Origin of the sequence: Bradyrhizobium sp. Mp19 (assembly GCF_029952935.1) — a bacterium.
Classification (GTDB): Bacteria; Pseudomonadota; Alphaproteobacteria; order Rhizobiales; family Xanthobacteraceae; genus Bradyrhizobium; species Bradyrhizobium elkanii.
This window is the reverse complement of the sequence record NZ_JASAUT010000001.1, coordinates 570,635-593,583: the sequence shown is the minus strand read 5'-3', so window position 1 is coordinate 593,583 and position 22,949 is coordinate 570,635. Positions and strand designations below refer to the sequence as shown.

24 protein-coding genes and 3 pseudogenes are annotated in these 22,949 nt (G+C 60.5%); 16 read left to right on the top strand and 11 right to left on the bottom strand.

Annotation, left to right across the window (positions count from 1 at the left end):
* Window positions 1-1,212 precede the first annotated feature (1,212 nt).
* Window positions 1,213-1,590 carry an NUDIX hydrolase gene (locus QJT82_RS02740; RefSeq protein ID WP_028343458.1) on the top strand — a complete coding sequence of 126 codons (378 nt, stop codon included), beginning with the start codon at window positions 1,213-1,215 and terminating at the stop codon, window positions 1,588-1,590.
* 644 nt (window positions 1,591-2,234) lie between these two features.
* Entirely contained in the window at window positions 2,235-2,513 is a 279-nt protein-coding gene (locus QJT82_RS02735) for a hypothetical protein (RefSeq protein ID WP_028343457.1), read from the top strand.
* A gap of 26 nt (window positions 2,514-2,539) precedes the next feature.
* Here QJT82_RS02735 and QJT82_RS02730 read toward each other — a convergent pair whose 3' ends face one another.
* Window positions 2,540-2,728 carry a DUF3606 domain-containing protein gene (locus QJT82_RS02730; protein ID WP_016848274.1) on the bottom strand — a complete coding sequence of 63 codons (189 nt, stop codon included), beginning with the start codon at window positions 2,726-2,728 and terminating at the stop codon, window positions 2,540-2,542.
* A 105-nt stretch (window positions 2,729-2,833) separates the two neighbouring features.
* Here QJT82_RS02730 and ligD (QJT82_RS02725) point away from each other — a divergent pair, with 105 nt between their 5' ends.
* Entirely contained in the window at window positions 2,834-3,754 is a 921-nt protein-coding gene (gene ligD, locus QJT82_RS02725; RefSeq protein ID WP_028343456.1) for a non-homologous end-joining DNA ligase, read from the top strand.
* A 226-nt stretch (window positions 3,755-3,980) separates the two neighbouring features.
* Here ligD (QJT82_RS02725) and QJT82_RS02720 read toward each other — a convergent pair whose 3' ends face one another.
* Window positions 3,981-4,598 carry a cell envelope integrity/translocation protein TolA gene (locus tag QJT82_RS02720; RefSeq protein WP_028343455.1) on the bottom strand — a complete coding sequence of 206 codons (618 nt, stop codon included), beginning with the start codon at window positions 4,596-4,598 and terminating at the stop codon, window positions 3,981-3,983.
* A 140-nt stretch (window positions 4,599-4,738) separates the two neighbouring features.
* On the opposite strand from QJT82_RS02720, the gene ligD (QJT82_RS02715) reads away from it, so the two are divergent.
* Window positions 4,739-5,686, top strand: coding sequence for a non-homologous end-joining DNA ligase (gene ligD, locus QJT82_RS02715; protein WP_028343454.1), 948 nt, complete (start codon window positions 4,739-4,741; stop codon window positions 5,684-5,686).
* Window positions 5,687-5,713: 27 nt separating this feature from the next.
* Here ligD (QJT82_RS02715) and QJT82_RS02710 read toward each other — a convergent pair whose 3' ends face one another.
* The 4 genes and pseudogenes from QJT82_RS02710 to QJT82_RS02695 all read right to left on the bottom strand — a co-directional run bounded on the left by QJT82_RS02710 (window position 5,714) and on the right by QJT82_RS02695 (window position 8,866).
* Window positions 5,714-6,538 carry a ribonuclease HII gene (locus QJT82_RS02710; protein ID WP_028343453.1) on the bottom strand — a complete coding sequence of 275 codons (825 nt, stop codon included), beginning with the start codon at window positions 6,536-6,538 and terminating at the stop codon, window positions 5,714-5,716.
* Window positions 6,539-6,872: 334 nt separating this feature from the next.
* Window positions 6,873-7,290, bottom strand: a pseudogene (locus tag QJT82_RS02705) (hypothetical protein).
* A gap of 13 nt (window positions 7,291-7,303) precedes the next feature.
* On the bottom strand, window positions 7,304-7,504 hold the full coding sequence (locus tag QJT82_RS02700) for a hypothetical protein (protein WP_028343452.1): 201 nt from the start codon (window positions 7,502-7,504) through the stop codon (window positions 7,304-7,306).
* A 429-nt stretch (window positions 7,505-7,933) separates the two neighbouring features.
* A complete protein-coding gene (locus QJT82_RS02695; protein ID WP_028343451.1) occupies window positions 7,934-8,866 on the bottom strand; it encodes a Ku protein in 933 nt (310 codons plus the stop codon).
* 144 nt (window positions 8,867-9,010) lie between these two features.
* Between QJT82_RS02695 and QJT82_RS02690 the strand changes: the two genes are divergently transcribed.
* The 3 genes from QJT82_RS02690 to QJT82_RS02680 are packed head-to-tail and all read left to right on the top strand — an operon-like array spanning window position 9,011 to window position 10,628.
* Window positions 9,011-9,406 carry a hypothetical protein gene (locus QJT82_RS02690; protein WP_016839811.1) on the top strand — a complete coding sequence of 132 codons (396 nt, stop codon included), beginning with the start codon at window positions 9,011-9,013 and terminating at the stop codon, window positions 9,404-9,406.
* A 46-nt stretch (window positions 9,407-9,452) separates the two neighbouring features.
* Entirely contained in the window at window positions 9,453-9,902 is a 450-nt protein-coding gene (locus QJT82_RS02685) for a hypothetical protein (protein WP_016839810.1), read from the top strand.
* Window positions 9,903-9,905: 3 nt separating this feature from the next.
* Window positions 9,906-10,628, top strand: a complete 723-nt coding sequence (locus QJT82_RS02680; RefSeq protein ID WP_028343450.1) for an SOS response-associated peptidase family protein — start codon at window positions 9,906-9,908, stop codon at window positions 10,626-10,628.
* 510 nt (window positions 10,629-11,138) lie between these two features.
* On the opposite strand, the gene QJT82_RS02675 is transcribed toward QJT82_RS02680, so the two are convergent.
* Complete coding sequence (locus tag QJT82_RS02675; protein ID WP_244435986.1) at window positions 11,139-11,816, bottom strand: DUF2971 domain-containing protein; 678 nt, start codon at window positions 11,814-11,816, stop codon at window positions 11,139-11,141.
* 207 nt (window positions 11,817-12,023) lie between these two features.
* On the opposite strand from QJT82_RS02675, the gene QJT82_RS02670 reads away from it, so the two are divergent.
* Entirely contained in the window at window positions 12,024-13,370 is a 1,347-nt protein-coding gene (locus tag QJT82_RS02670) for an IS5 family transposase (RefSeq protein ID WP_028343449.1), read from the top strand.
* Between the two features lie 7 nt (window positions 13,371-13,377).
* Here QJT82_RS02670 and QJT82_RS02665 read toward each other — a convergent pair whose 3' ends face one another.
* Window positions 13,378-13,578: a hypothetical protein gene (locus QJT82_RS02665; protein ID WP_179077353.1), complete on the bottom strand. Its 201-nt coding sequence runs from the start codon at window positions 13,576-13,578 to the stop codon at window positions 13,378-13,380.
* 225 nt (window positions 13,579-13,803) lie between these two features.
* Here QJT82_RS02665 and QJT82_RS02660 point away from each other — a divergent pair, with 225 nt between their 5' ends.
* From QJT82_RS02660 to QJT82_RS02645, 4 genes are all read left to right on the top strand, one after another.
* Entirely contained in the window at window positions 13,804-14,625 is an 822-nt protein-coding gene (locus tag QJT82_RS02660; protein ID WP_125459157.1) for a hypothetical protein, read from the top strand.
* A gap of 90 nt (window positions 14,626-14,715) precedes the next feature.
* The gene (locus tag QJT82_RS02655; protein ID WP_016844889.1) at window positions 14,716-14,967 is read left to right on the top strand and encodes a type II toxin-antitoxin system prevent-host-death family antitoxin; all 252 of its coding nucleotides are present in this window, start codon (window positions 14,716-14,718) and stop codon (window positions 14,965-14,967) included.
* Window positions 14,964-15,380: a hypothetical protein gene (locus tag QJT82_RS02650; RefSeq protein ID WP_016844888.1), complete on the top strand. Its 417-nt coding sequence runs from the start codon at window positions 14,964-14,966 to the stop codon at window positions 15,378-15,380. Before QJT82_RS02655 ends, QJT82_RS02650 begins: the two co-directional genes overlap by 4 nt.
* Window positions 15,381-18,791: a hypothetical protein gene (locus QJT82_RS02645; RefSeq protein WP_028343447.1), complete on the top strand. Its 3,411-nt coding sequence runs from the start codon at window positions 15,381-15,383 to the stop codon at window positions 18,789-18,791.
* A gap of 82 nt (window positions 18,792-18,873) precedes the next feature.
* On the opposite strand, the gene QJT82_RS45590 is transcribed toward QJT82_RS02645, so the two are convergent.
* The 3 genes from QJT82_RS45590 to QJT82_RS02635 are packed head-to-tail and all read right to left on the bottom strand — an operon-like array spanning window position 18,874 to window position 19,887.
* On the bottom strand, window positions 18,874-19,167 hold the full coding sequence (locus tag QJT82_RS45590; protein ID WP_311990334.1) for a thermonuclease family protein: 294 nt from the start codon (window positions 19,165-19,167) through the stop codon (window positions 18,874-18,876).
* Window positions 19,050-19,397, bottom strand: coding sequence for a hypothetical protein (locus QJT82_RS02640; protein ID WP_311990552.1), 348 nt, complete (start codon window positions 19,395-19,397; stop codon window positions 19,050-19,052). The genes QJT82_RS45590 and QJT82_RS02640 overlap by 118 nt, the downstream gene beginning before the upstream one ends.
* 16 nt (window positions 19,398-19,413) lie before the next feature.
* Window positions 19,414-19,887: a hypothetical protein gene (locus QJT82_RS02635; RefSeq protein WP_016844887.1), complete on the bottom strand. Its 474-nt coding sequence runs from the start codon at window positions 19,885-19,887 to the stop codon at window positions 19,414-19,416.
* Between the two features lie 178 nt (window positions 19,888-20,065).
* Here QJT82_RS02635 and QJT82_RS02630 point away from each other — a divergent pair, with 178 nt between their 5' ends.
* The 4 genes and pseudogenes from QJT82_RS02630 to QJT82_RS02615 all read left to right on the top strand — a co-directional run bounded on the left by QJT82_RS02630 (window position 20,066) and on the right by QJT82_RS02615 (window position 22,897).
* A complete protein-coding gene (locus QJT82_RS02630) occupies window positions 20,066-21,616 on the top strand; it encodes a hypothetical protein (protein ID WP_016844886.1) in 1,551 nt (516 codons plus the stop codon).
* Between the two features lie 29 nt (window positions 21,617-21,645).
* Window positions 21,646-22,308, top strand: a pseudogene (locus QJT82_RS02625) (SOS response-associated peptidase family protein).
* 141 nt (window positions 22,309-22,449) lie between these two features.
* Window positions 22,450-22,647 (top strand): annotated as a pseudogene (locus tag QJT82_RS02620) (UvrD-helicase domain-containing protein); the annotation flags it as partial.
* 31 nt (window positions 22,648-22,678) lie between these two features.
* Window positions 22,679-22,897, top strand: a complete 219-nt coding sequence (locus QJT82_RS02615; protein WP_125459156.1) for a hypothetical protein — start codon at window positions 22,679-22,681, stop codon at window positions 22,895-22,897.
* Window positions 22,898-22,949 lie beyond the last annotated feature (52 nt).

The window sequence follows — 22,949 nt, the reverse complement described above, 5'->3', positions numbered from 1 at the left end:
GCCTTGACGGGCGCACGCCCGACGAGGCTTACTTCGGCACGCAAGCTATGGTGATGGCCGCATGACCGTCGCCGACGATTTTGTCGTCGCTCTGGTCGGGCTACGCCCTCCCGACGCAACGACAAAATCGTAAAGCCCCGCGTTCAGCATAACCCGGCAGGAATCCACTTAAATCCAGCGGGGCGCTGTCCAAACAACCGGGGCCAGCTCTGACGTCATACGTGCCAGCCTGAACCTGTGTGCAGTTGAATTTGCTTGAGTGAAGGTGTTCCTGGGCAGTCATTCAGTTTAATTGCGGGTGATCTCCGCATTGTTGGACCGACCTGCATCTTAGCCAGAAAGTCCCTTGAGCATCGAAGTCCATGTGTTCGACTCAAAGTCGTGTCTTTGTCTCATCGTCCATGAGGGACAGTTACCGTCATCAGACCTTGTTCGGAGCAGGGCCCATTACGGCACCGGCTGGGGCTCGAAATGAGACGTTTTCACAAATCCGATATATGCCGTGATGACCACCATGAACAGCATCGCCGCGCGGCTGTGCGGTAAGCAGATCCGCGTAACCGCGGCGACCTTCGCTGTACCGGAGCCAAACCGGAAAACATAAGTGATAAGGAGAGCAGCCCGAACCAAGGCGACCTTACCTGGGTTTGCATATGGTTCCGTGTCCGTCTTTTATCGTTAATTCGCCGTAGCAAGCAATGTGATACTTGCGTCCCACAATAGGCATCTCGTCTGCTTGAGAGAATGAAGGCACGTTAATCGAGAGCTTCTTTACGAGAACTTCCTCGTATCCACCATCTCTCTCCAAGATCACGCGCCATTTCCACTCCCCGCCCGGGCTTTCGTCTGCCATTGTGTTGTAGCGGAGTCGGATCAAATTGCTCATCGAGAGTACCTGAAGACCATGTCCGATACGAGAGATAGAGAAAATCTATCGCCATCGCCGAATGAGAGGCGAGCGGCTTGCCCAACCGAGAACGCCTCGCCGATGCCAGCTTGCTCTTCCTTGAAGCAGTTCAAAACTTAACTGCTCAAAGATCTTTCTCCAAGACATACGAACGTTTGCGCGATAGATCGCTCAGGATCATGCAAGCTCGGCCCCACATCGTGATAGTTCCTTTTGTGAAGAGAAGGAACGCGGTCCGCGTCACTGCTCTTAGCGGCCCAAGCGGCCTAAACAGATCTCGGATTGTGAAACCGATTTGAGGGGTTATGGCGAAATCCTCAAAGCTTGTCGTTGCGAAGAACGGTCGTGCGCTTCTTGTCAGACGCCCTCGCGACGGGCTCTGGATGTTTCCGGGCGGCCGCAAGCGTGCCGGTGAGAGTGACAGGGCGTGCCTTCGTCGAGAGGTTGCGGAAGAACTTCCGAAAATCAAACTCGGACCGTTGAAGCTCTGGAAGGAAGTGAAGGGCACGAACCGCCGATCTGGGCGCAAGATGAGCGATGCTGTTTTCGTGGCTAAGAAAGCGTCCGGCCAATTGAAGATTGGTGACACAAAGGAGATCGACAAGGCGGTCTGGCGCAAGCCGCGACGGATCAGGCTAACGCCGACGTCCCGCTACATTCGGGACAAGCTGTTTCCCAAGTGAACAATAGCCGGTTACTTGCACGTTGATTTCCGCTCAAGGCAACAAACTTCGCCGCATCGCATATTGGCTCTTACCATCGGACGGGATTACCTTCTATCTCTTTGTGAACTTGATCTCGATGCGCGACGAGACTCGCTCTTAGAGCTCGGTCATAGGGCCGCAGGCCCGACCAGGCGTGCGCCAGGGCGCATCGCCTTAAAGAGAAATGGCACCCGCAGGAGCGTGAGCATAGCGACGCCGAAGGCGGCACGCGGGACCGAGTGCAGCGACGAGACCGGTTAAAAGGGCACCCGGGAACGGGGCAGTGATAGCGACGCCGGCATACTTCATGACGGCGGGCCCCTTTCCCGCGTGCCCCCGGCGAGGAGCACCGAAGCTCTGGCGCGAGGGATCGAAGCCGCACGGCCGAGACGCTGCGCGGCTCGGTTCACGAGAGCCCGGTGCGGCTCCGGCCGCACGCGCAGACACTGAAAGACCTGAGTGCACGTGATGCAGGCAACCCTGCGAGAACCGCCTGGCATTTTTCACAGTGGTCTCAGAACGGGGAAAACGTTGTCCCTCTGCTGACTGGGAATCCCAGCCTTGTGCTAGCAGCCGGAACAAACGAGCGGTTACAGGATTCGTCTTATTCGGAGTCTACTTCAATGCTGATGACCATTGAGCGAAGGCCGGCGATACGGACGCTGCGGGGATGGGCTATCGACGTGCTCCAGGAAGCGGGCGCCATCCGCGAGTGCGAGGAGCACGGTTGGATGCAGGACCGCGCCGATCCGCATGCACGAGAGCGCGCCTTCGATATCGCGCGTCTTCACCCGCCAGCAGACGTCTCCCCTCAGGCAGCGGAGGCCGCGGTTCGCGACGTGCTGGACTCGATTGGTGATACCTGCCCAGAATGCCCCTCTGACGAGGAGGACTGGCGCTAAGCTTCGACGCCAGCCCGTCTCCGACCTCAGCGGCCGAGCCGTTTCTCCACGCGCTTGCGCGCGTTGCCGACCTTTTTGACAGCCTTCTTCACCGCCGGCGCCGACTTTCGTGTCTTCTTCGCCTCGTACTGCACTTCGTAGTCCTGCCCGCCGGCCACCCGAGCCCGGTCCTGCTTTCGCCCGCGCGCCGTCTTCGACTTCTTTGCTGCCGCCATGGATACCTCCTGTTCGTGGCGTCGAGGCAACGCAACAAGGATTCCGCGGTTCCGGAACGATTCGAACTGTGCCAATTTGAATCGGCTGTAGCGTGGAGTTCTTCAGTGGCGTTTCAGCGTCAAAAACCGGCGAATATTGGCGTCAAGGCGCCTTTGCCCGGCTTCATCGAGCCGGCCCTGGCCACCTCGACCGAGAAGGTGCCGTCCGGAGAGCGCTGGATTCACGAAATCAAGTTCGACGGCTACCGGGTTCAGGTCCATCTGGCCAATGAGACGGCGAAGATCTTCACCCGACGCGGCCACGATTGGACGCATCGCTTCAAGAAGGTCGCTAACGACGCCTGGCGGATCAAGGCGAACTCGGCGGTGGTGGACGGCGAGATCGTGGTACCGGCCGCCGACGGCACGACCGACTTCTCGGTCCTGCAGAACGAGCTCAAGGGCAAGTCGAAGAGCATCGTGCTCGTCGCGTTCGACCTGCTCTATCTGAACGGCCGGGATATCCGGAAGCTACCGCTCTCTCAGCGCAAAGCCGAACTCAAGAAGATCCTAGGCGGTACCGACATCCAGTTCAGCGAAAGCTTCGAGATAGACGGCCGCGAGATGTTCGCGCACGCCTGCAAGCTCGGCCTCGAAGGCGTCGTCTCGAAGGTCCGGGGCAGCGCCTATCCAACAGGACGCACGAATGATTGGGTCAAAAAGACCTGCGTACAGCGTGAGACGTTGACCATTGCCGGCTTCGCACTCGATGGGACGAAGTGGGACGGCATCTACGTCGGCCGGCGCAAGGGCGACGATCTGGTCTACGCCGGCAAAGTCGACCACGGCTTCGACAAGGTCTCGGCCGCCGATCTGCAGAAACGGCTTAAACCCCTCATCCGAAAGACCCAGCCATATACCAAGCGCATCGGTCACAAGGGCATCTGGGTCGAACCCAAGCTTCTGGCCGAGATCGAGTATCGCGTGAAGTCGGCCGAGGGAAAGGTTCGCCACCCCTTCTTCCGGGGCCTACGGGAGGACCTGTGATGGATGCGTTCGATCGCTTCTGGCAGTGGGCGAACAAGCCCCCGAAAGTCCGCTGATTATTCCGGCCGAGCTGCATCAAGCGGTCATGGAGCTCGCGTCCCGAGGACCGAGGGGACCGCACCACGGTGAACCGAGCCGCAGCGCGCGCACCAGACCCCGAACGATGATTGCTTGACGGCAACCCTTTGCCTTCCCTCGGTGCCGCCGAGCAAGAACTGCCAAGAAACTAACTCCGCGCACGCTGCAGCGCAGCTTCCAATCGCTCCCTCTCCTTATTCCAGCGATCGTCTTCGGTTTGCGATCTCTTCGCGAGAGCCTCAACCTCGGCCTGGATGGCGGCAGCCCGCTTCGCGTGCTCCTGCTCCGCCTTGTCCAGCGCAGCCTGCGCCTTGTCGACCGCCTGCTGACGGCGCTCACGTTCTCTCTGCCTGGCGGCCTCTTCCTTCGCCCGCTCACCTTCCCGGCGCCTCTCCTCCCGTTCGTAGGCAAGCGCAGCCTTCCGCTCGGCCGTCTTGTCGACTGGACGTGAGGAAGGTTTCTTCGCAATTTGGCCCTTCGATTTGCGCGGGGCGTTCGTCGATCTTCTGTCCCCGCCGAGATCGGAGGGCAGTTCGGCTTGCTCGCTGAAGGATCGGTTGGATCCGACCGGGCGCCTGAGAACGACGCCCGGCTTCTTCATGGCCGCAGCGATGACGTCCGGATCGTCGCTTTCCTTCGCCGCGCCCTGGTGGAAGAGATTGCTGTTGGGGCCCCAGGCTTCGAGGGCCGCTTTCATGGACGGAGCGGCGATCGCCAGATCGAAGAAGCCCAGAGAAGTCTGAAAGGTTTTCAGTTTTCTCGCCATCGGTCTGATCCGCCCTCCTCAATCGAGCGTCAACGTCGCATGCCACGGAGCCTGCGGAACACGACGCGGCCCCGAAGCGTTCCCTAATCCTTGAAGGACGTCCACGCATTTGGCAACGTGCTCTTAAGGATTGGCCTCGAATGAGCCGGACGTCGACCCTGCCCAAGCGCCTGCAGCCGATGCTCGCTACGCTCACCGACGCGCCGTTCGACGATCCCGGCTGGGTTTTCGAGGACAAGTATGACGGCTTCCGGATGATCGCGAAAATCCGGCGAGGCAAGGTTGCGCTCTACAGCCGAAATGGCAAGATCATCAGCCGCAGCTATATCGAGGTCGCCAAAGCGCTGGAGGGCGTGAAGGGCGATGCCGTGATCGACGGGGAGCTCGTCGCGATCGGAAAGGACGGCGTCTCGCATTTCCAGTTGCTTCAAAACGCGCTGCGCCATGAGGCGAAGCTCCTGTATTGCGCCTTCGACCTCATGTTCGCAGACGGTGAGGACCTGCGTGCGCTGCCGCTCCTCGAGCGCAAGAAGCGGCTCAAGGCCATCCTTCCGCGCCACAAGCTCGTCGCGTTCAGCAACCACCGCAAAGGCAAGGGAACGAAGTTCTTCGCAGATGCGGAGCGGAGACATCTCGAAGGCATCATGGCCAAGCGCGCCGATAGCCCGTACGCGTCCGGACGCCGGACCGCCGACTGGCTGAAGGTGAAGACCGCGCAGCGACAAGAGGTCGTGATCGCCGGCTTCACGGCGCCGAGGCGAACCCGGCCTTTCTTCGGCGCTCTCGTCCTCGCGGTACGCGAAGGGGATGCATGGCGGTACATAGGCCACGTTGGCACCGGCTTCAGCCACCAAGTTCTCGAAGAGCTTCACGGCAGGCTCATGAAGCTCAAAACCGCCAAGTCACCGTTCCCTGCCAAGGTGAAGGATGAGCAGGTCACGACCTGGGTGCGTCCTGCGTTGGTCGCAGAAGTGAAGTTCGCGGAGTGGACCAGCAACGGCGAGCTGCGCCAGCCGGTCTATCTCGGGCTGCGGTCGGACAAAAACGCGAAGAACGTCGTACGCGAAAAGAAGCGGTCGCGAAAATAGCGCCGCCGAGACGAAGCGTAGACCTGTTCAGCCGGCGTCGCGCTCAGATGCCGAAGGCCATGGCGGCAAGGGCGGCAACCCGAGAGCCTTACGTACCGGTCCGAACGACCGCCGGTGAGCGGCGCATGCGCCGAGTCTGGCGAGCGCTTCATAATGAGCCGGCACCGGGTAGCCCTTGTGATCCGCGAAGCCGTAGCCGGGGTGTCGCAGGTCCAGCGCCCGCATGACGGCGTCGCGCTCGACTTTCGCGAGGATGGAGGCGGCCGCGATGCTGGCGGACCTGGCGTCGCCTTTGATGATGGCCTGCTGAGGAATATCGATTTCCTTCAACCGCTTCGCATCGATCAGCAAGTGCTGCGGCGTCAAGCCTAGCCCCCGGACCGCACGCTGCATGGCCTGGATGCCCGCCCAATAGATGTTGATCGCGTCGATCTCCTCGACCTCGACGAACGCCACAGACCAACACTCCGCCTTTTCCTTGATCTCCTTCGCGAGTTCTTCGCGAGCCGCGGCGTCGAGTTTTTTCGAGTCGTCGATTCCGACTATCCGCGTGCCCGGTTTCAGGATCACGGCGCCAGCGGAGACCGGCCCGGCGAGAGGGCTCATTCCGGCCTCATCCACGCCTGCCACGGCATGATGGCCTGTTTCCCACAGAGAGGTCTCGAAGCGGAGCATCTTGCGGAGGCGCTGCCCTTCCGACCTATTTTCGAAGCGGCGTTTGTCGATTGAAGCCAGAATGGCCCGCGCTCCGGCGCGGGTGTCGGCCCGCAAGATCTGCTCGACGCTGGCCTCGAGCGGTCTTTTCTCAACGACATAGCGCTGACGCAATACATCGAGTGAGTACTGGGACATTATGGCCTTCGTGAAGATTGACTGTTGGGGAGCATGTCAGTGAACTTTATGGCGATTGTCTGAAGTAGCTCGCCTCACCGACCGCGCAACGCCCTTTCAAAAGGAACCCGGCCAGCTCTTCCGCGCGGGTTCGGCCTCCATTTCCTCGCCATATTGTCGCTCGCCGGCTCGGTAGAAGGACCCGTGCTCAGTCGCCGTCCCGAGTAGATCGGGGCCGGCATGGCCGCAAACAAGGTAACGGCGGTACGCTTGGGGCTGGGGAGGCAAATCGACAGTCCGGGACTATCAAACCGCTGCTCCCATTTGGCGGATTTTTCTTCCCTCAGTCGTTACCTCAAGAGGCGTTTGCTCTTGCCCGTTCGCGCGCCTCGCGCCGACGTTGACGTCTTTCGCGCCGTCGCTTGGCACGATCCGGCGGGCTGCCGCAGCGGAGGAACAGGCGCCGGCGAGGTCGCACTCGTCTCCAAAACTGGGGGCGCCTCGGCCCTTTCCAAGGCCGTTGGCCGCGCTTCCATCAATTCGAGCAACGCCCGTCCTTTGGACGTGATCTTCCATCCTCCGCTTATCCGTTTGACCAATCCTTGTGAGAAGATGTCGAGATCGGGCACTCTCGCCGCGAGGGCGCCTGGTCCGGTCCGCCCAGTCGCGGCCACTCGTTGCTAGGATGGCCATATCCCTCTTGAGGTCCTCCATCACGGCAAAGCCGTCCGGATAAGCTACCAAATCTTCAGGACGGTGACTTGAAAGTTCACGCCCGCCCCGCGATCAGCGCCACATCGTCGGCGCGTGCGAGAGGGCGTCGCGACCAATCTGTTTGAGACCTTCGGGAGAAATCTCGCCTCTCGTCGCAGCCTCTAGGATTTTCGACGCGACGTGGGTACGTGCCCCGATCTCGCGGTGCGAGACGCTTTCACAGACTTCATCGAGAATCGCGCGCAAAAGCGCGGTGGTTGCCGTGTCGAACATAGCAGCCCCCCAAGGGAAAATCTAATCCTAGCGCGGTTTCGCCCGCTTGGGGATTCAAGCATGTTAAACTTTGCGGACGGTGCACTGCACCCATAGCTGCGTCTCGCCCCCAATGGATCGCCTCTCTCCCAAAACCAAACTGATTAGGCTGAAAGACTACGCTGCCCAAACACTCCCCCCAGGGCAAATCACGCAACTTGATAAACTTCCGCAGTGGCGCGGCCTGCAGCGCGCAAAGTGTCCCCTCTCATTGCGAATCGCGAGGTTGACGGCTCTATGCGCCGTTGGTTCGGCCTCGCGGCTGTCACCTATCTGCCGGTCAGCGCGATAGTCTCACGCGACCTCGTCGAGATGGGATTTACGGTCTGCCAGAGCCTGCGCGGATGACGAAGGAGTGACCGTCTGGCGTGACCGGTGCTTCACGATAGGCTAGGCCGACTTTCGCTGCGGCTTCGCGGCGGGCTTTTTCGCCGCACCCTCCTTGGCCGCTTTCTTGCCGGTGATCGGCATCAGCATTTCCTTCTGCGCAGCGGCCGCCTTGCGCGGCTTCTTGGCCGGCTTCTTCGGCGCCTCAGTCGGGGCCGTCGCCTCTCGTCCGATGCTCTTGCGCAACGCGTCCATCAGGTCCACGACGTTCTCACCTCGAGGACGCGCTTTCGCGGTGATGGGCTTGCCCGCGCGCTTCTGATTGATGAGATCGATGAGGGCGGTTTCGTACTGGTCTTCGAACTTGTTCGGCTCGAAGTGGCCCGCCTTCTGATTGACGATGTGCTTGGCGAGATCAAGCATGTCCTTGGTAACTTTGACATCCTGAATGCCATCGAAATACTCGTCCGCGGAACGGACTTCGTAGGGATAGCGCAGCAGCGTGCCCATCAGCCCCTTATCGAGCGGCTCGAGCGCGATGATATGTTCGCGATTGGTCAGCACCACACGGCCGATTGCGACCTTGTTCATCTCGCGGATGGTTTCCCGAATGACGGCGAACGCATCATGCCCGACTTTACCGTCGGGACGCAGGTAGTAAGGACGAATGAGATATCGCGGATCAATCTCGCTGCGGTCGACGAACTCGTCGATCTCGATCGTTCGCGTCGATTCCAACGCGACGTTCTCAAGCTCCTCTTTGGTCACCTCGATGAAGGTGTCAGTATCGACCTTGTAGCCCTTGACGATGTCTTCGTTGTCGACCTCCTCGCCGGTGTCGGCGTCGACCTTGGCGTACTTGATCCGATGGCCGGTCTTTCGGTTCAGCTGGTTGAAGGAGACTTTTTCGGATTCCGAGGTGGCCGGATAGAGCGCGACCGGACAGGTGACGAGGGAGAGACGCAAGAAGCCTTTCCAGTTGGCGCGGGGGGCCATCGCGGGAACTCCATTACTGATGCCGGATTCAAGACGAACCAACCGGCTTGGTTCCGACATCGCTGCCCGCTCGATAGGAGGATTTTTCTCAGCAGCTGCCCTGGTCGGACTCGACATTTGTTCTTGTTATGTTCTAATTCAGGCATGACCGACCGACCCGCGAGCTGGCGCATGCCGACCCCGAAGCAGATGGAAAAGCTGGCCGCCGAAGCCGCCCGTAGGCCGAGCCCTTCCACTGCGGCTCCAGAGGCGCCGCTTCCAGCCGAATACTGGGAATCGGTCCTCAGAGACCCTCGCGCCGGCACGACCGGGGCTCAAATGCGGCAGCGGTGTCTTTCCGAAATTCAGCGCCACGTGCTCCGCGTCTCCTGCCGCCGCTGCGAACGTACCTTAGAAATCCAGACGGCCGATGCTGTCCGATTGTATGGCCGCAACGCAGTTTGGAAGGACGTGGCGCAGCGATTGCTCGACAACACCTGCCAGCAGCGTACCGGCAGGCATGAAGAAGACGGGTGCTGGCCAGCGTTCGAGACGCCGTAGTCGCTCAGCATTTGCCGATCCGATCTCTTTGCGCCTGGATGTCCGGATGGCCCCGAAGTATCACCCTACGCCCCTGTCGGGCGGCGATCGCAAGGCTCTGGCGAAAGAGCTCGGCAAGGCACGCGCGATGGCTAACATCCTGGCTACCCAATCGGCAGAGATGCGGGCCAAAGGCGAGGCGATGATCCAGCAAGCCGATAGGCTGCTTTGCGAAAGCTGGAACGAGCGCATGTGGAGTGACGGCGAACCGATCGATCCGTCGCCGACCATCGATCAGGCCGTGAACGGTGGCTTCCCCTGGCTGGAGATCAGGTGCGCGCGCTGCAAGACGCCAAGCGACGTGGACCTCGCGGCGATGAAGCACCCGCCGACCACCTTCGTGCACGATCTCGCCAGCCGGCTGCGCTGCCGCAAATGCGCCAAGGCCGGCCGGCGTCCATCCGCGACTCTGTTACAGTTGACGTGGCAGCCGCGCCACCCTCGAACCGAACCCTGACCAATGTGCAATCTCTATTCCATCACGACCAACCAAGCGGCTATCAGCGCGCTGTTTCGTGTCGTGAACCGATACGTTGGCAACCTGGCGCCGATGCCGGGAGTTTTTCCAGACTACCAGGCACCGATCGTGCGCAATGGGGCGGAGGGCCGCGAACTCGCGACGGCGCGCTGGGGGATGCCGTCGTCGTCAAAGGCACTGATGGACGCCACCAAGAAGCGAGCCGAGAAGCTGCAAGCCAAGGGCAAGACGGTGGATTTCAAGGAATTGCTCAGAATGGAGCCGGACGGCGGCACGACCAACATCCGCAACGTGAAAAGCAAGCACTGGACGCGATGGCTCGGGACCGAAAGCCGCTGCGTGGTGCCCTTTAACTCCTTCAGCGAGTTCAACAAGGCCGAGGGCGGTGATATCTGGTTCGCGCTCGACGAGACCCGCCCACTCTCCTGCTTCGCCGGCATCTGGACCAATTGGACGTCCGTCAGGAAGGTCAAGGAAGGCGAGACGACCAACGACATCTTCGCGTTCCTGACGACGGAGCCGAACGCCGAAGTAGGCGCGATCCATCCGAAGGCGATGCCCGTGATCCTGACGACGCCGGACGAGGTCGAGACCTGGATGACGGCTCCTTTAGACGAGGCCCTGAAGCTACAGCGGCCGCTTCCGGACGGAAGCCTCCGGATCGTCGCCCGCGGCGTCAAGGAAGATCCGGCCGCACCGTCATGACGACCGCAGCACAATATCCAGGACGACCAGAACCGTGCGACTGAAAGATGCCGAGATCCGCGCGCCGTCCGTGGACATGATGACCATGAGCGCCCGGATTACCCCTGTGAGGGGCGGTGCTCCTTAGATTTCGACCGTGAGCATGCAGGAAGCACCGAAGAGGTGAAGACAGTTCGCAAGAGTGGGAGAATCAAAGAGGCACCCGCAGGAGGGTCAGCATAGCGCCGACGCGCAGCGGCGGGACCCGAGACCGAGTGCAGTCGCGAGACCGGTTAAGAAGGCACCCGACCCGAAGGGCAGTGATAGCGACGCCGGCATGCGATGACGGCGGGCCCGAGGGCGAGTGCCTCCGGCGAGCGACACATTGCGCTTGCCCTTATGCAGATGTTTGCGGCAACGATCGTCACCCGAAGGGCGGAGACGCTCTTGCGGTTCCGCTCGCAGGCGTGTGCCTGTGAGTAGAGCGTGACCGGCCGCGGGCCGGTGCCGCCCTGACGACCGTCACAGCGGCTACTTCTCTGCGACGGGAAAGGCGGCGGACTCGAATGCTTCGTCCGTGTCGCGAGACCGCCTCGGTAGAAAGGCCCTCATCTCTCCCTCGTCCAATGGGTACTTTTTCAGATTGAAGGTCCCGTGGAGCTCGGACATTTCATAGAAGCGCACGGATCGGCTCCGGCCATCCAAGGCGGCGATGACGGCATATTTCACTGCCTCGGTGCAACGCATCCCGAAGATGATCTCTTCGAGCTCGAGCGGGGAATTCTGCAGACCTCGCTCTCCGATCAAACGCCATTCCTGCTCGTACCGCCAACTCGCCGCTTTTCGCAACAAAACTGCCTCGTCGACCTGAAGACCAGCATCCTTGTCGCCATCGAGCATTGCCAGGACCTTGCTGGCGTCAACAAGCCGCTTGCCGCCGTACTTGACCTTATGGAGATCATGTTGCGCATTGGGCGGTACCGAATAGCCAATGCAAACACCCCGATGCTGGTCGCCATAGTGGCTCCACATCAGCGGGCAGGTCACGCGCTGAGCCAGAGATACAATGCCCTTGTCATATTGCAGCAGCAGTTCTTTTTCGAGCTGGCGACCAAGGAGATATTGATGAGGATCCGCCATCTCGTAACTTGGATCGCCGGCGTTATAGTTGACCTCTGAAATGACCTGATCAGCCTGCAACCGGCTCAACCGGCTGATGTGATCCAGGGTTTTCGGACCTTTGTATCTAGTCGGCTGTGAACAAGCCTGTAAGCGGTTGAGCAGGAGTCTGTTTTTGGGATTTGATGGCGTTTGAGATTGCAGGGATTTGAGGCTTGATGGCCGCAAACCCTGCAAATTCGTTTTGTGGATTCCTGTCCACTGTGAACCGTGCTTCTGTGGTGCACCGGAGGGACGATGCGGCCGAAGAAGCACAAGACGACAGGATCGAACGATCTGTTCCGGGCACGGCTGGACCAGATCATCAACATGAAGCACGAGCTGGTTCTGCTTGCCGGCAAGATCGACTGGGACTGGATCGACAGCGAGATCGCCCCGCTCTACAGCGAGAATGGCAGGCCGGGGATCGAGACCCGCTTCATGATCGGGCTGCTGTTGCTCAAGCACATTTACGGGCTGTCCGATGAGGGGGTGTGCGAGCGCTGGGTGCACGATCCGTACTTCCAGTTCTTCACCGGCGAAGAATTTTTCCAGCACGTTTTCCCGCACGAGCGCTCGGACCTGAGCCATTGGCGCAAGCGGCTCGGTGACAAGCTGGAGCGGTTGTTGGCCGAGAGCCTTCGGGTGGCGCACGAGACCGGTGCGTTACGCAGCCAGGACCTCAAGCGGGTCACGGTCGACACCACAGTGCAACCGAAGGCCATCAGCTTCCCGACCGATGCCAAACTGCTGCATGCAGCGATCCGGGGGCTGAACCGCCTGGCGAGGAAACACGGGGTCAGGCTGCGGCAATCCTATTGTCGCGTGGCCAAAAGCGCGGCGATGATGGCGGGCCGTTACGCTCATGCCAAACAGTTCAACCGGCATCAGCGGCAGCTGCGTATCCTGCGCAGCCGGCTGGGGAGGATCATCCGCGACATCCGCCGCAAGATCGAAGGCCAGGCGACGCTGGAGGAGGCGTTCGCCCTCCCGCTTGGCCGGGCCACGCAGATCCGCTCGCAGCAGCAGCGCCAGCGCGGCTTCAAGCTTTATTCTTTCCATGCCCCGGAGGTGGAGTGCATCGGCAAGGGCAAGGCCGCCGCGCCTTACGAGTTCGGCGTGAAGGCCTCCATCGTTACCAACAATCGCCGCGCCCCCGGTGGCCTGTTCGTGCTGCATGCCAGGTCGCTGCCCGACAACCCTTACGACGGTCACACGTTGCGGGACGTTATGGACCGCACCGAGACACTTACCGGCTGTGCGATCGAGCGGGCCTATGTCGACAAGGGCTACCGCGGCCACGACGCGCAAAATCCCCGTCGCGTCTTCATCTCCGGCCAGAAGCGCGGTGTCTTCGGCGCCATCAAGCGTGAGCTGCGCCGCCGCTCCGCCATTGAGCCCATCATCGGACACCTCAAAGCCGAAGGACACCTCGGCCGGTGCTACCTCAAGGGCCGCGCCGGCGATGCGGCAAACGTCGTCCTCTCCGCCGTCGGACACAACCTCCGTCGCATCCTCGCCTGGTTCAGAGAACTTTTGCGCCTATTGTTGGTCTCGCTCTGGCGCACGCTCAACTCTCCAGCTCAGCTCAATCCGGCTTCTTAACGGTCGACTATCTAATGGTTTTGGCGGCGGCTTTCATCTCCGCGCCGACGCGGCGCTCGACGAACTTGCGCAACGCACGTTCAAGGTCTGGGGTGGGAAGATCCGTGTTGAGCGAGGGCCGTGTATCGAGCGGATCGTTGAACGTGCTTGGATCGGCATAGAACAGATTATCGGCAATGATGATATCCAGCGTGAGATTGTTGAACACGCGGTATTTGAACAGCCGCCTCGGAATGCTTAGTTTCCTTGCCATTGCAGTTTGAGTCCGGAGGTTTGTGTTACGAATCGATGACGGGCGATATGGCTGGTTCTACACCGGCCCTTCCGACATGGTCGCCGAAATCGATATTCAAAGTCGGGGTGGACAGCTTATTGTGGCTCTCGCGGTAACGATGACGGTTCGATTGCGCAACGAATGGACGCGGGCGTTCTCATGACGAATTCGGATGAAGCGTTACCCTCGGACCCTCGCGAGAATGCTGTTGTCTGGGCACGGATCAGAAATTGGAGGTTCGCATTCCTGGCTTGCGGTGTCGCCGGCATAGGCCTGTCCTTGGCGCTAACTGCGGCCCTGACGGTGACGCGTAGCGCATACCTGACCGATGGCATTCAGATCTGGGACGCGACGTTAGGGCCGCTAAGCGGACACGGCGGGAGCCCCGAGAAAGCCTATAAGCTCACTGTCAATCATCCCGCGCAGCTGTATCTTGGCGACGATCTACCGATATCGGTTTCGCTCTCGGACGTAGCGAGCACCTATCAGCACGATCCAAACGCTCGGGTGCACATCGCGATTGATGGGCCCTCTTTAAAGATAGTCCCGGCCGACGGCATCGATTTGACGCTCAAGGACGGTAGTTCGACGACCTTCCTGGTGACTGCCTCGGCCGTAGGGAATAAGAGCGTAAGGATCGTCGATCAGTTCTGGATCACGGATGCGCCGACCGTGCGCGAAAAGCCGTTGCCATCCTCCAAGGCCGGCGAGCTATTTCCGAGAAAACCCGATGCCGAGGACGCGCGCATCATCAACCTCGTCGTCCTGGATCGGCCTGTGTTCATGGCTTTCAGCCGGAACGTGACGAGCGACTTACAGGTCATTGCCTCCATCATCGGAATTCCCGGCCTGCTTGTGTTCCTGCTGTCGGGCTGGCGAGAGCGGAGGAAAGCAGCCGCCGAAAAGCGAAAGGACGATGCTGCGCATCGAGTGATCAAAGCTCCGGCTGACTTGCAGAAGCCGCGCAAGATCGAGCGCTAGACGGCCGGTGCGGATCGACTATTCCGGTATTTAAGCACTTGCGTAAATTACAGCAATGTTGTATATTACAGCAATGTTGGAGATCGATGTGTGACCGAATATTCGACGAGTGATCTGTCCCGAAAATCGGGAGACATCATTGCTGAGGCGCTGCGCCGGCCCGTCACCATTACCCAGCGGAATAAGCCGCGCCTGGTGCTGCTCAGCATCGAAGACTATCGCAGGCTTAAGGCCAGAGCCGACACCAGGATGGCCGGCCGGCTTGAGACGATGCCGGACGAGCTGTTTGAGGACGTTAAGAATGCGGTCGATGCCTATGAGCGGGACGGTGACGATCCGTGAGCCAGCACGAGCTTCGCACCGGATGTGTCATCCGCTTTCCTTATCTGTGGGTACGTGAGGCCGAGCGAGGGGAGACCGAAGGTCGCAAGCACCGTCCGGTCGCTGTGGGTGTGCGGATTGCACGGCCCAAGGGCGAGGATATCCTGGTGCTGTTTCCAATCACCAGCCAGCCGCCCTCTTCCGATCGTTTTGCCGCCGAAATTCCAGAAATGGAAAAGCGACGCGCAGGGCTTGATGCCACGCTGCGGCTCTGGATCATTCTTGACGAGTACAATCAGGATATCATCGGCCAGTCGTTCTACCTTGAACCGGAGCCGCTGCTTGGCCATTTCAGCAAGGCTTTTTTTCTGCCCTTGATGAGGGAATTCATTTCCCGCCGCGCCAAGACGCGGGGCGTTAACCGACAGCGTTAGATGAACGAGCCCACCAAGAGAGGCGACCTCTCACCAGAGCAGCAAAATACGGCGACGCTGATGCGGCAAATGCTCGGCAAGAGTATTGCCGATCGCTACGTCGACTTTTGCCGCGTGGCTTCGGGCGCGATCCCGCTTCGCGTATCCGTTCCGGTAGCTGGCCATGCCATACGGGAGCTCGATTCAGTCCTGCGGCAGACGCTGGCAGGGCCAATAGGTGTCGCTCTTGAGGCGACGACCGAGGATAAAGCGCGACTCAAGGCGGCCAGGAAGCAACTGCGCGCGCTCGGCTTCAAGGATGACGCCGTCAACCGCGCCGTCGAAAAATTGCGGCCGCGCCGCAGCCATAAGGAGGAGATTCAGGCGATCGTGACGCGTCTCGGGCTTGGCGCTGACGGCGATATCGCCAGGGCATGGATCTCGATTGCTCAGGCCCATGGCGAGGCCCACCGCCGCGATTTTTATCGGTCTCTAGTCGTCGATGAAGAGTTTCGGCTCGAATGGCAGCAACCGTTCGACACGGTCGTCCGCGGGCTGATGATCGCGCTTCAAGGAAAGTATGCCGCCTTCATGCAACGCGTTGACCAGCTCGTCGCGATGGCGGATCGCGCGGCGGCGGTGAAGATTTTCGTCAAAGAAATACCTGGTGCGTTACCGCTGCTGTGGCATTTCTTCAATCAACTCCAGACCGCGGACTGGCTCCCTCATTTGGCGGCCGAGAATCTCTTGGTGGGGCCGACCTTGCCCGCCGACGACGACGCGGGTGATGGGCTGCTGCTGCGCCAGTGGCCTGCGGGCCGCTATCTAGTGCGCATGGCGGGCTCGGAGGACCCGGAGGTCCGCAGCCAGGTCGTTCAGGCGCTGCGTGGTGTCGGCACTTCACAGCACGTCGATGTGCAACAGCTGGGCATTGAAGTGTTGGCGGCACTCCCTGCCGATGATGCGGCGCCATTGGTCGACCTCGCCGAGACGTGGCTGACGCGCAATGCCCGGTTCGTTATGGCGCAAGCGCCACATGACCTGTTACGACGGCTGGCGCAAGCTGGCCACGGAGCTGCGGCGCTGCGCGTGGCGCGCGTGCTGTTTCAGGTCTTCGACAACGGCGGGCGCCTTGCCACGTTGTTCAGCCAGCACATGTACGAGCACTTCCTGCCGGACACGGTGAAGGCATTGGCTCCGGCGTGCGGCGTTGAAGCCGTTGGTCTGTTGTGCAGCCTTCTAGACCGAGCGGTGCGAATTAGCGGCAAGTTCAGCGAAGACCCGCCGTCTGACTACACCTACTACCTGTCGGGACAGATCTCCGAGCACGGCGTCAAGCATGACGTCATTGACGCCCTGGTCGGCGGAATTATCCAGGCGGCGAAGCTTGCGATCAAGACCGCCCCTTCGTGCACGCAGCAGGTCATGCTCGAAATCACCAGCCATCCCGCGAAGATATTCGTGCGGCTGGCGCTTCACGTGCTGTCGTTTTATCCCGGTCACGCGCCCGAACTGGCCGAAGGGTATCTCACCAAAACCGATTTGATCGAAGCAAGCTGGTGCAGCACGGAATATGCCGCGCTGGCACAAGCGTGGTTTCCTTCGCTGCCGCCGGCGATGCAGCAGCGTGTGCTGGCATGTGTGGACAGCGTTCCGGATAAGTACATCGGAGGATGGAAGCAGCGATTTGAGGCCCACAGCAAGAGGCCGGTCACGGCCAAAGACGAGCGGTTGTTTCGGCTTTCGGCGGTGCGTGACATTCTGTGGGGCTGGCGCTCGGTGCTGCCCGAGGACCGGCAAGCGCAAGTGACGGCGGCCGTCAAGGAGCTTGGCGATCCCGACGCGTGGCGGCGGGGATTTGACGAGCCGGAGGCGCCACCGCCCGAGGCTCCCGATTTTCAGGCAGCGCCCATCGATAAGATCATCGCCTTTCTGCAGGCATGGCGTCCGTCACCAGAAGAGAAGCGTCAGACCATGACCGCGCTGGCGCAGGGACTGCGGCTGGCTGCTGGCGAAAATCCGGAGCTGTATTCGGCAAACGCGCCGCGCTTTGCCGGGCTTCCATTGCTTTATGTTCGCAGAGTATTGGAAGGGTTAGAGAACGCATCCAATAACCGGAAGTCGTTGGACTGGGACGGCGCAGTGTCGCTGGTCGCAAGCGTCATTCAATCAACGGAGCACGTGCCAAGCGGCATTGAAGGCGACGATGCGGATACCTCGTGGTGCCTGAAAGCCGGAGCCGCTCTCCTCGCATCGGGATTGCGGCAGGGCGCGCGGGGCATCCCATTCAAGCATGCGGAGCTGGTCACACGGCTGGTATCCGCGTTTTATCGCCAGGCGCCGCGGCTGTCGGAGAGCACGTCATTCGAGGAGAGCTATCGGAGTTCGCCGTTTTTCGCAGCGCAAGGCACAGCGCGCGGCATGACGGTCGAGCTTGTCGTCCTCGTGCTGTTCTGGCTCAGCAAGGACGATAGCAGCCCGATCGGACAAGCGCCGCGAGCAGCGCTCGAAAGACTTCCGGCATTGCGAACGATCCTGGAAGCCGAATTGGCCGACGACACGCCGACTGGCCGCATTCCCCGCGCTGTGGTCGGACGCTATCTCAACTGGCTGTTCTTTTTTGACGAGGCCTGGTTCCGCCGACACATCACTGAAATATTGCCTGCGAGTGATTTGTCGCTGCGTGATGCGGGCTGGATCTCGCATCTCGCCAACGATAGCGGCCCTATTAAGGATCTGGCCGCGGATATGCGCGATTGTTACGTCGCCGAAATCAACCGCCTCAGCGCCGATGACGGCCCGGACGATCGCACCCATGTCGAAGAACGTTTAGCGCATTACCTCGTCGTTCTTTACATTTGGTCAGCGCTGCCAGACGAGGTGTTCCAATTGTTCTGGGACACTGCACCGGCCAGCGCACGAAAAAGCGCGATGTGGTTTCTCGGGACGCAGCTTGGACAGCCGCCGGATCAATTTCCCGAGCCATTCCGGGCGCGCGCGTATTCTTACTGGGACCGAAGGCTCGCGGCCGCCAAGGCGTCGTCGAACCCCGACTACTTTCGCGAGGAGATCGGGACGATCGGGCAGTTCTTCCTCAATGGCAAGATCGACGGCCCTTGGCTGATGAACCAGGTGTTGGCGATGGCGGCAATCGGGTTTGCGCCCTCGGAGCCCTATAGCGTGCTGCGGCATCTAGCGAAGCTCTCCGCGGAGCATCGGATACACGCCGTCGAGGTCCTCGCGGCTCTCGCCAAAAGCCCTCGCTTTGATCGATGGGTCTATATGACCCAGCAGGCGGAGGTTCGTCTCATCCTGGCAAACGGGATCGCGAGCGGCTCCGGCAGGGGGCGTTCGCTGGCTGCGGAGACGATCAGCTATATGGCGGCGTTGGGTGATGGCGGTTATCTGGACCTGCTCCCGAAACCGGAATGAGATCGCGTCATTCGCCCTCGCGATGACGTTCGATCGGCGGCTCGCAAGGTGCGGATAATTGAGTGCCGCCTCGTAGCAGGTTTCAGGGATGCGCGTTGGCGTCATCTGAGCAGGCGGATGGCCTTCCGTTGGCGCGAGTGCAGGCGCGATAGCGCCAGGGCTCGACGTAACTGCCCTTCCAGAGTCCGCGGCCGGCGCGCTCGGCGTCACGCTGGGCCGCGTCATATCGTCCCCCGGAGTATTGCGGCCAGTCCAATGCTAGACCGTTGCGCACGAGCCATTCGCCGAGATCAATGCCGCCGATCGAACACGTGGCAACAGTGCGTCCATATTGATCCAGGTTGAGAGGAACATAGTTGACCGGACGCCGGCCGATGTAGCTGTCGAGATCATTCGCCGCCTCCGCGCCGCAACGAATTGCAAGCTGTCCTCGCCGCGGCAGAGCTGACTGCTTTCCGGCGCATCGACGCCCCACAGCCGAATGCGCGTGCCGTAAATTTCCAGTGTGTCGCCATCGACGACGCTGGCCTGACCAACGAAATTGTCGGCCACGGCGCCGCCTGACAGCAAAACAAGCAGCAAGAGCAATCCGAGGCGTTCGATCATGAGGGGACACCAGCAGTCAGCGCAGATTTCGCGGATTGAACTTGGGCCAGTTTGTGAGCGGCTTGAGCGACGGTAGATTCTCGGGCAACTCGGGAAAATGAAACTCCGTTCCGCGCAGCCAGCGTCCCTCGAAGCGTGCCCAGAACAGGATGGCATCCATCTGCCAAGTAAACTCGTGGACTCTCCAGACGCCACCATTCTCGATGACTTCACCGGTTGCGTTGAAAGGCAGGCTGTTGAGCTTGCAAAGGGCGTCGATCTCGTCCCAGTGCTCCCGGATATAGCGATCCTCCAGCGCGACATGGTACGGCCGGTCGGCCCGCCAGCGCGGCCCGCCACCGCGCGGATAAAAGCCCTGGCGCGGCATCATGAATTCCGGGATGTGCGCGAACGCCCTGCCGACGCGGCGCGCTTCATCTGACGACAGCTTGCTGACACCGAAGCTGTACCGCTGCTTGTCGTCACCGCAATAGACCCAGCCGAGGGTCACGCCATTGGTTCCCTGACCACGTAGCACTCGGAATTTTCCCGGACCACAGTCCAGGGCGGCTTGAAACGGCGGGCTGCCTCCGTTAGAACAAAATAAGAACAACAAGCTGGTCGGGTCAATCTGGACCGAGGCCAGCCGCCAGAGGCAAGGTCCGAAATTCGCAAGGCAGGGCGCCAGTATGACATCCGATATTAGTGAACACTTTCAGGGCATTTGGCGTCGCGCGCTGAACGCGCCATCGCTCGCTGCCCTGACTCCTGAATTGATCGAGAGCTGGGCTCGGGAGCGCGGACTTAATGTAACCGGCGTCGAGGAACGCGAAGTCGGAGCTTTTGCCACGATCCCGGCAATCATACTGAGCGTCGGCGACGCAAAAGCATGTTTTCCGAAGAGTCCAACGGAGGACGACCCGAGTTGGTCGTCCCGGCGCGCGCTAGCGGACGCCGAGGCCGCGCTGTGGGAGAAGATGGAGTGGTTCTCGCCGCTGTGGGTTCCCAAGCGCGACGTCGCCAAAATTCTTGCCACGGCAAGACACAGTTCGCGGCAGCAAGCTCTGCAGTGGTTTCAGTATCACACCTCCACTTTGTACACGCTTTCGTTTCAGGCAATTTGCATCGCGCAAATTTTGCCCCAAGCCCGCAGTCTCAGTGAGTTATGTCCCCTGGCGCGGGAAGCGTACCTCGCCTTTTATAATGGCTATCGTGCGTCGAGCATTGCAGCACTCATACCCGCGATCGAAGGCAGCCTGAGCCGGATCGCGTCACCTTCAGAACAGGATGTTTCGATCCCGACGAAAGTTGACCGTGTGGTCGATCGCGCCATCGCAACGGCCGCAAAGCGTCACTTTGAGAAAATGTGGGTGCCAGCTGATTATCTCAGCAAAGACTATTTGTTTGGTCAGGACGAGCGCGTCTTTGCGTTTGAGACGTTCCGCCGCTGGCTGCACAATTCCTTCTTCAGGAAGACCGACGAGTATGACGGCGGCACATGGTTGAACCGCCACATGTTCGCGCACGGCACACATTCGCTTTGGCAACAATCATCCAATTTCGAGCGCCTGGTCGTTGTCTTGGCGACCTTGGCGCTGATCGAATCCTGGCATGACGATACGCACAATGTGTCGCTGATTTTCCCCGTGATGGATGAGGACAGCAAGCTGCTTTGGCAGCAAGCCTTGGCGCGCGGGTTTGGGCAGATGGGACTAAAGCGGCGCGAGCAGCGGCGTTTCCAAAAACATGGACGTCTGGTGCCGGTGATGCCCACGGATGACGGCGGTCTTTTGCGAAGAGCGCTTCTAGCGGATGACTGCATCAACGAACTGGTTCGACCGCTGCGCGATTCCGGCTGGAGTGTTGAAATTGGAGAGCCAGACGAAAAGGCGCTGTACGTAACTGTCGTAGCTACCGCCGGCGATGAGCGCATGACGATCGCACTTCTGTCCGGATGCGCGACCGATAACGCTTTGTACCGGAAGTTGGCAGAAACCTGTGCTGCGATCTTGTATCGTGGCGCGCCCTACAATCAGCAACAATTTGCCTACGGTATCAATGTTCATGTTGGGCCAGCGGCGGCGTGGCTGCCGCCCGTACCGCGCAACGGTAAGCGCCGCTTTCGATCGCATCCAATCTGGCGACGCTTGCAGCGGCTCAAGGGGCGGGTTGCGTTTGCCGCCAAGGCCATCAAATACGACATTCGGCGCCGACGGCAGCGTCCCGCACAACAACTTTAGACTAGGGAAGAACGCGAAGGCTCACCAGTTTGTGCAACCTCTACAGCATCACCACTAATCAAGCGGCGATCGCCGCTTTGTTCAGCCGCATGAATCGTTATGTCGGCAATCTGGCGCCGATGCCTGGCGTATTTTCGGATTTATCCAGCCCCGGTAATCCGGAATGCCGGCGATGCCGGAGAGATGGTGATGATGCGCTGGGGCATGCCACCCCCACCCAGGACGGGGGCCCACCTGTCACCAACATCCGCAATACGTCGTCACCGCATTGGCGCGGCTGGTTGAAGCCGGAGAACCGCTGCGTCGTGCCCGCAAACAGCTTTGCCGAGTATGCTCGCGAGCCGAGTCCCGAGACAAAGAAGAAAGACGTCGTGTGGTTTGCGCTGAGCAACGACCGCCCGCTTTTTTGTTTCGCCGGCATCTGGACTGAATTCAAGGGCGATCGCGGCACAAAGTCCAAACCAATCCCCGGTCCTCACCTGGTGTACGGATTCCTGACCACATCGCCGAATGCGGTGGTCGAGCCGATTCATCCGAAGGCGATGCCCGTGATACTGACCACGGAGGAGGAGCGCGAGGTCTGGATGCGCTCCTCCTGGGACGAGGCAAAGGCGCTGCAGCGCCCTCTGGCTGACGACGCGCTGAAGATCGTCATGCGCGGCGCCGACAAGGAGGACAAGGCGACGGTGTAGCCTCGGCTCGACGACCGTGTGCCGTCGCGCAGGGGACGAAGGCCGAATTTGCCATTCGCTCCAAAGGGCAGTGGCAGGATGGTCGACCGTGTTGCGGTTCCAGCGGAAATCATCGAGCGTTGAATTTCAGCGGGGAAACTGATTCATGCTCGCTTCGGCTGCAGCATCCAGCGTCGAGCTGTCGAACACGGCGTCCCGGATAGCATTCACGTCGGAGCACCGCTGTTCGTGACAGCAGGAGCGGGATCCGGCAAGACGAACACCCTCGCACACCGTTTGGCGCATCTGATTGTAAGTGGAGCGGATCCGCGCCGCATCCTGCCGATGACATTCTCGCGCGGCGTCAGGCGAACTGCAGATCACGCAGTACATGAAAAACCGGGACACGAACCTAGGCTACCTATTGGTGTTTGACGGCCGCACGATTTCCAACGGAAAGCGCGTCCTGTCAAAGCACGGCGGTCGCGAGACCATCCTCGAATTCGGCGTCGATGTGAGTCCAGAAGTAAAGCCGCCTGCGAAGGCCCGAAAGTTGAAACGAAAAGCAGGCACAGCGCGCCGCGCGGGCGTGAAATCCTCCAAACGCTGATCCAGTGAGGTCGAGCCTATTGACCGGGGGCTTCGGCTGCCGGATAGACCGG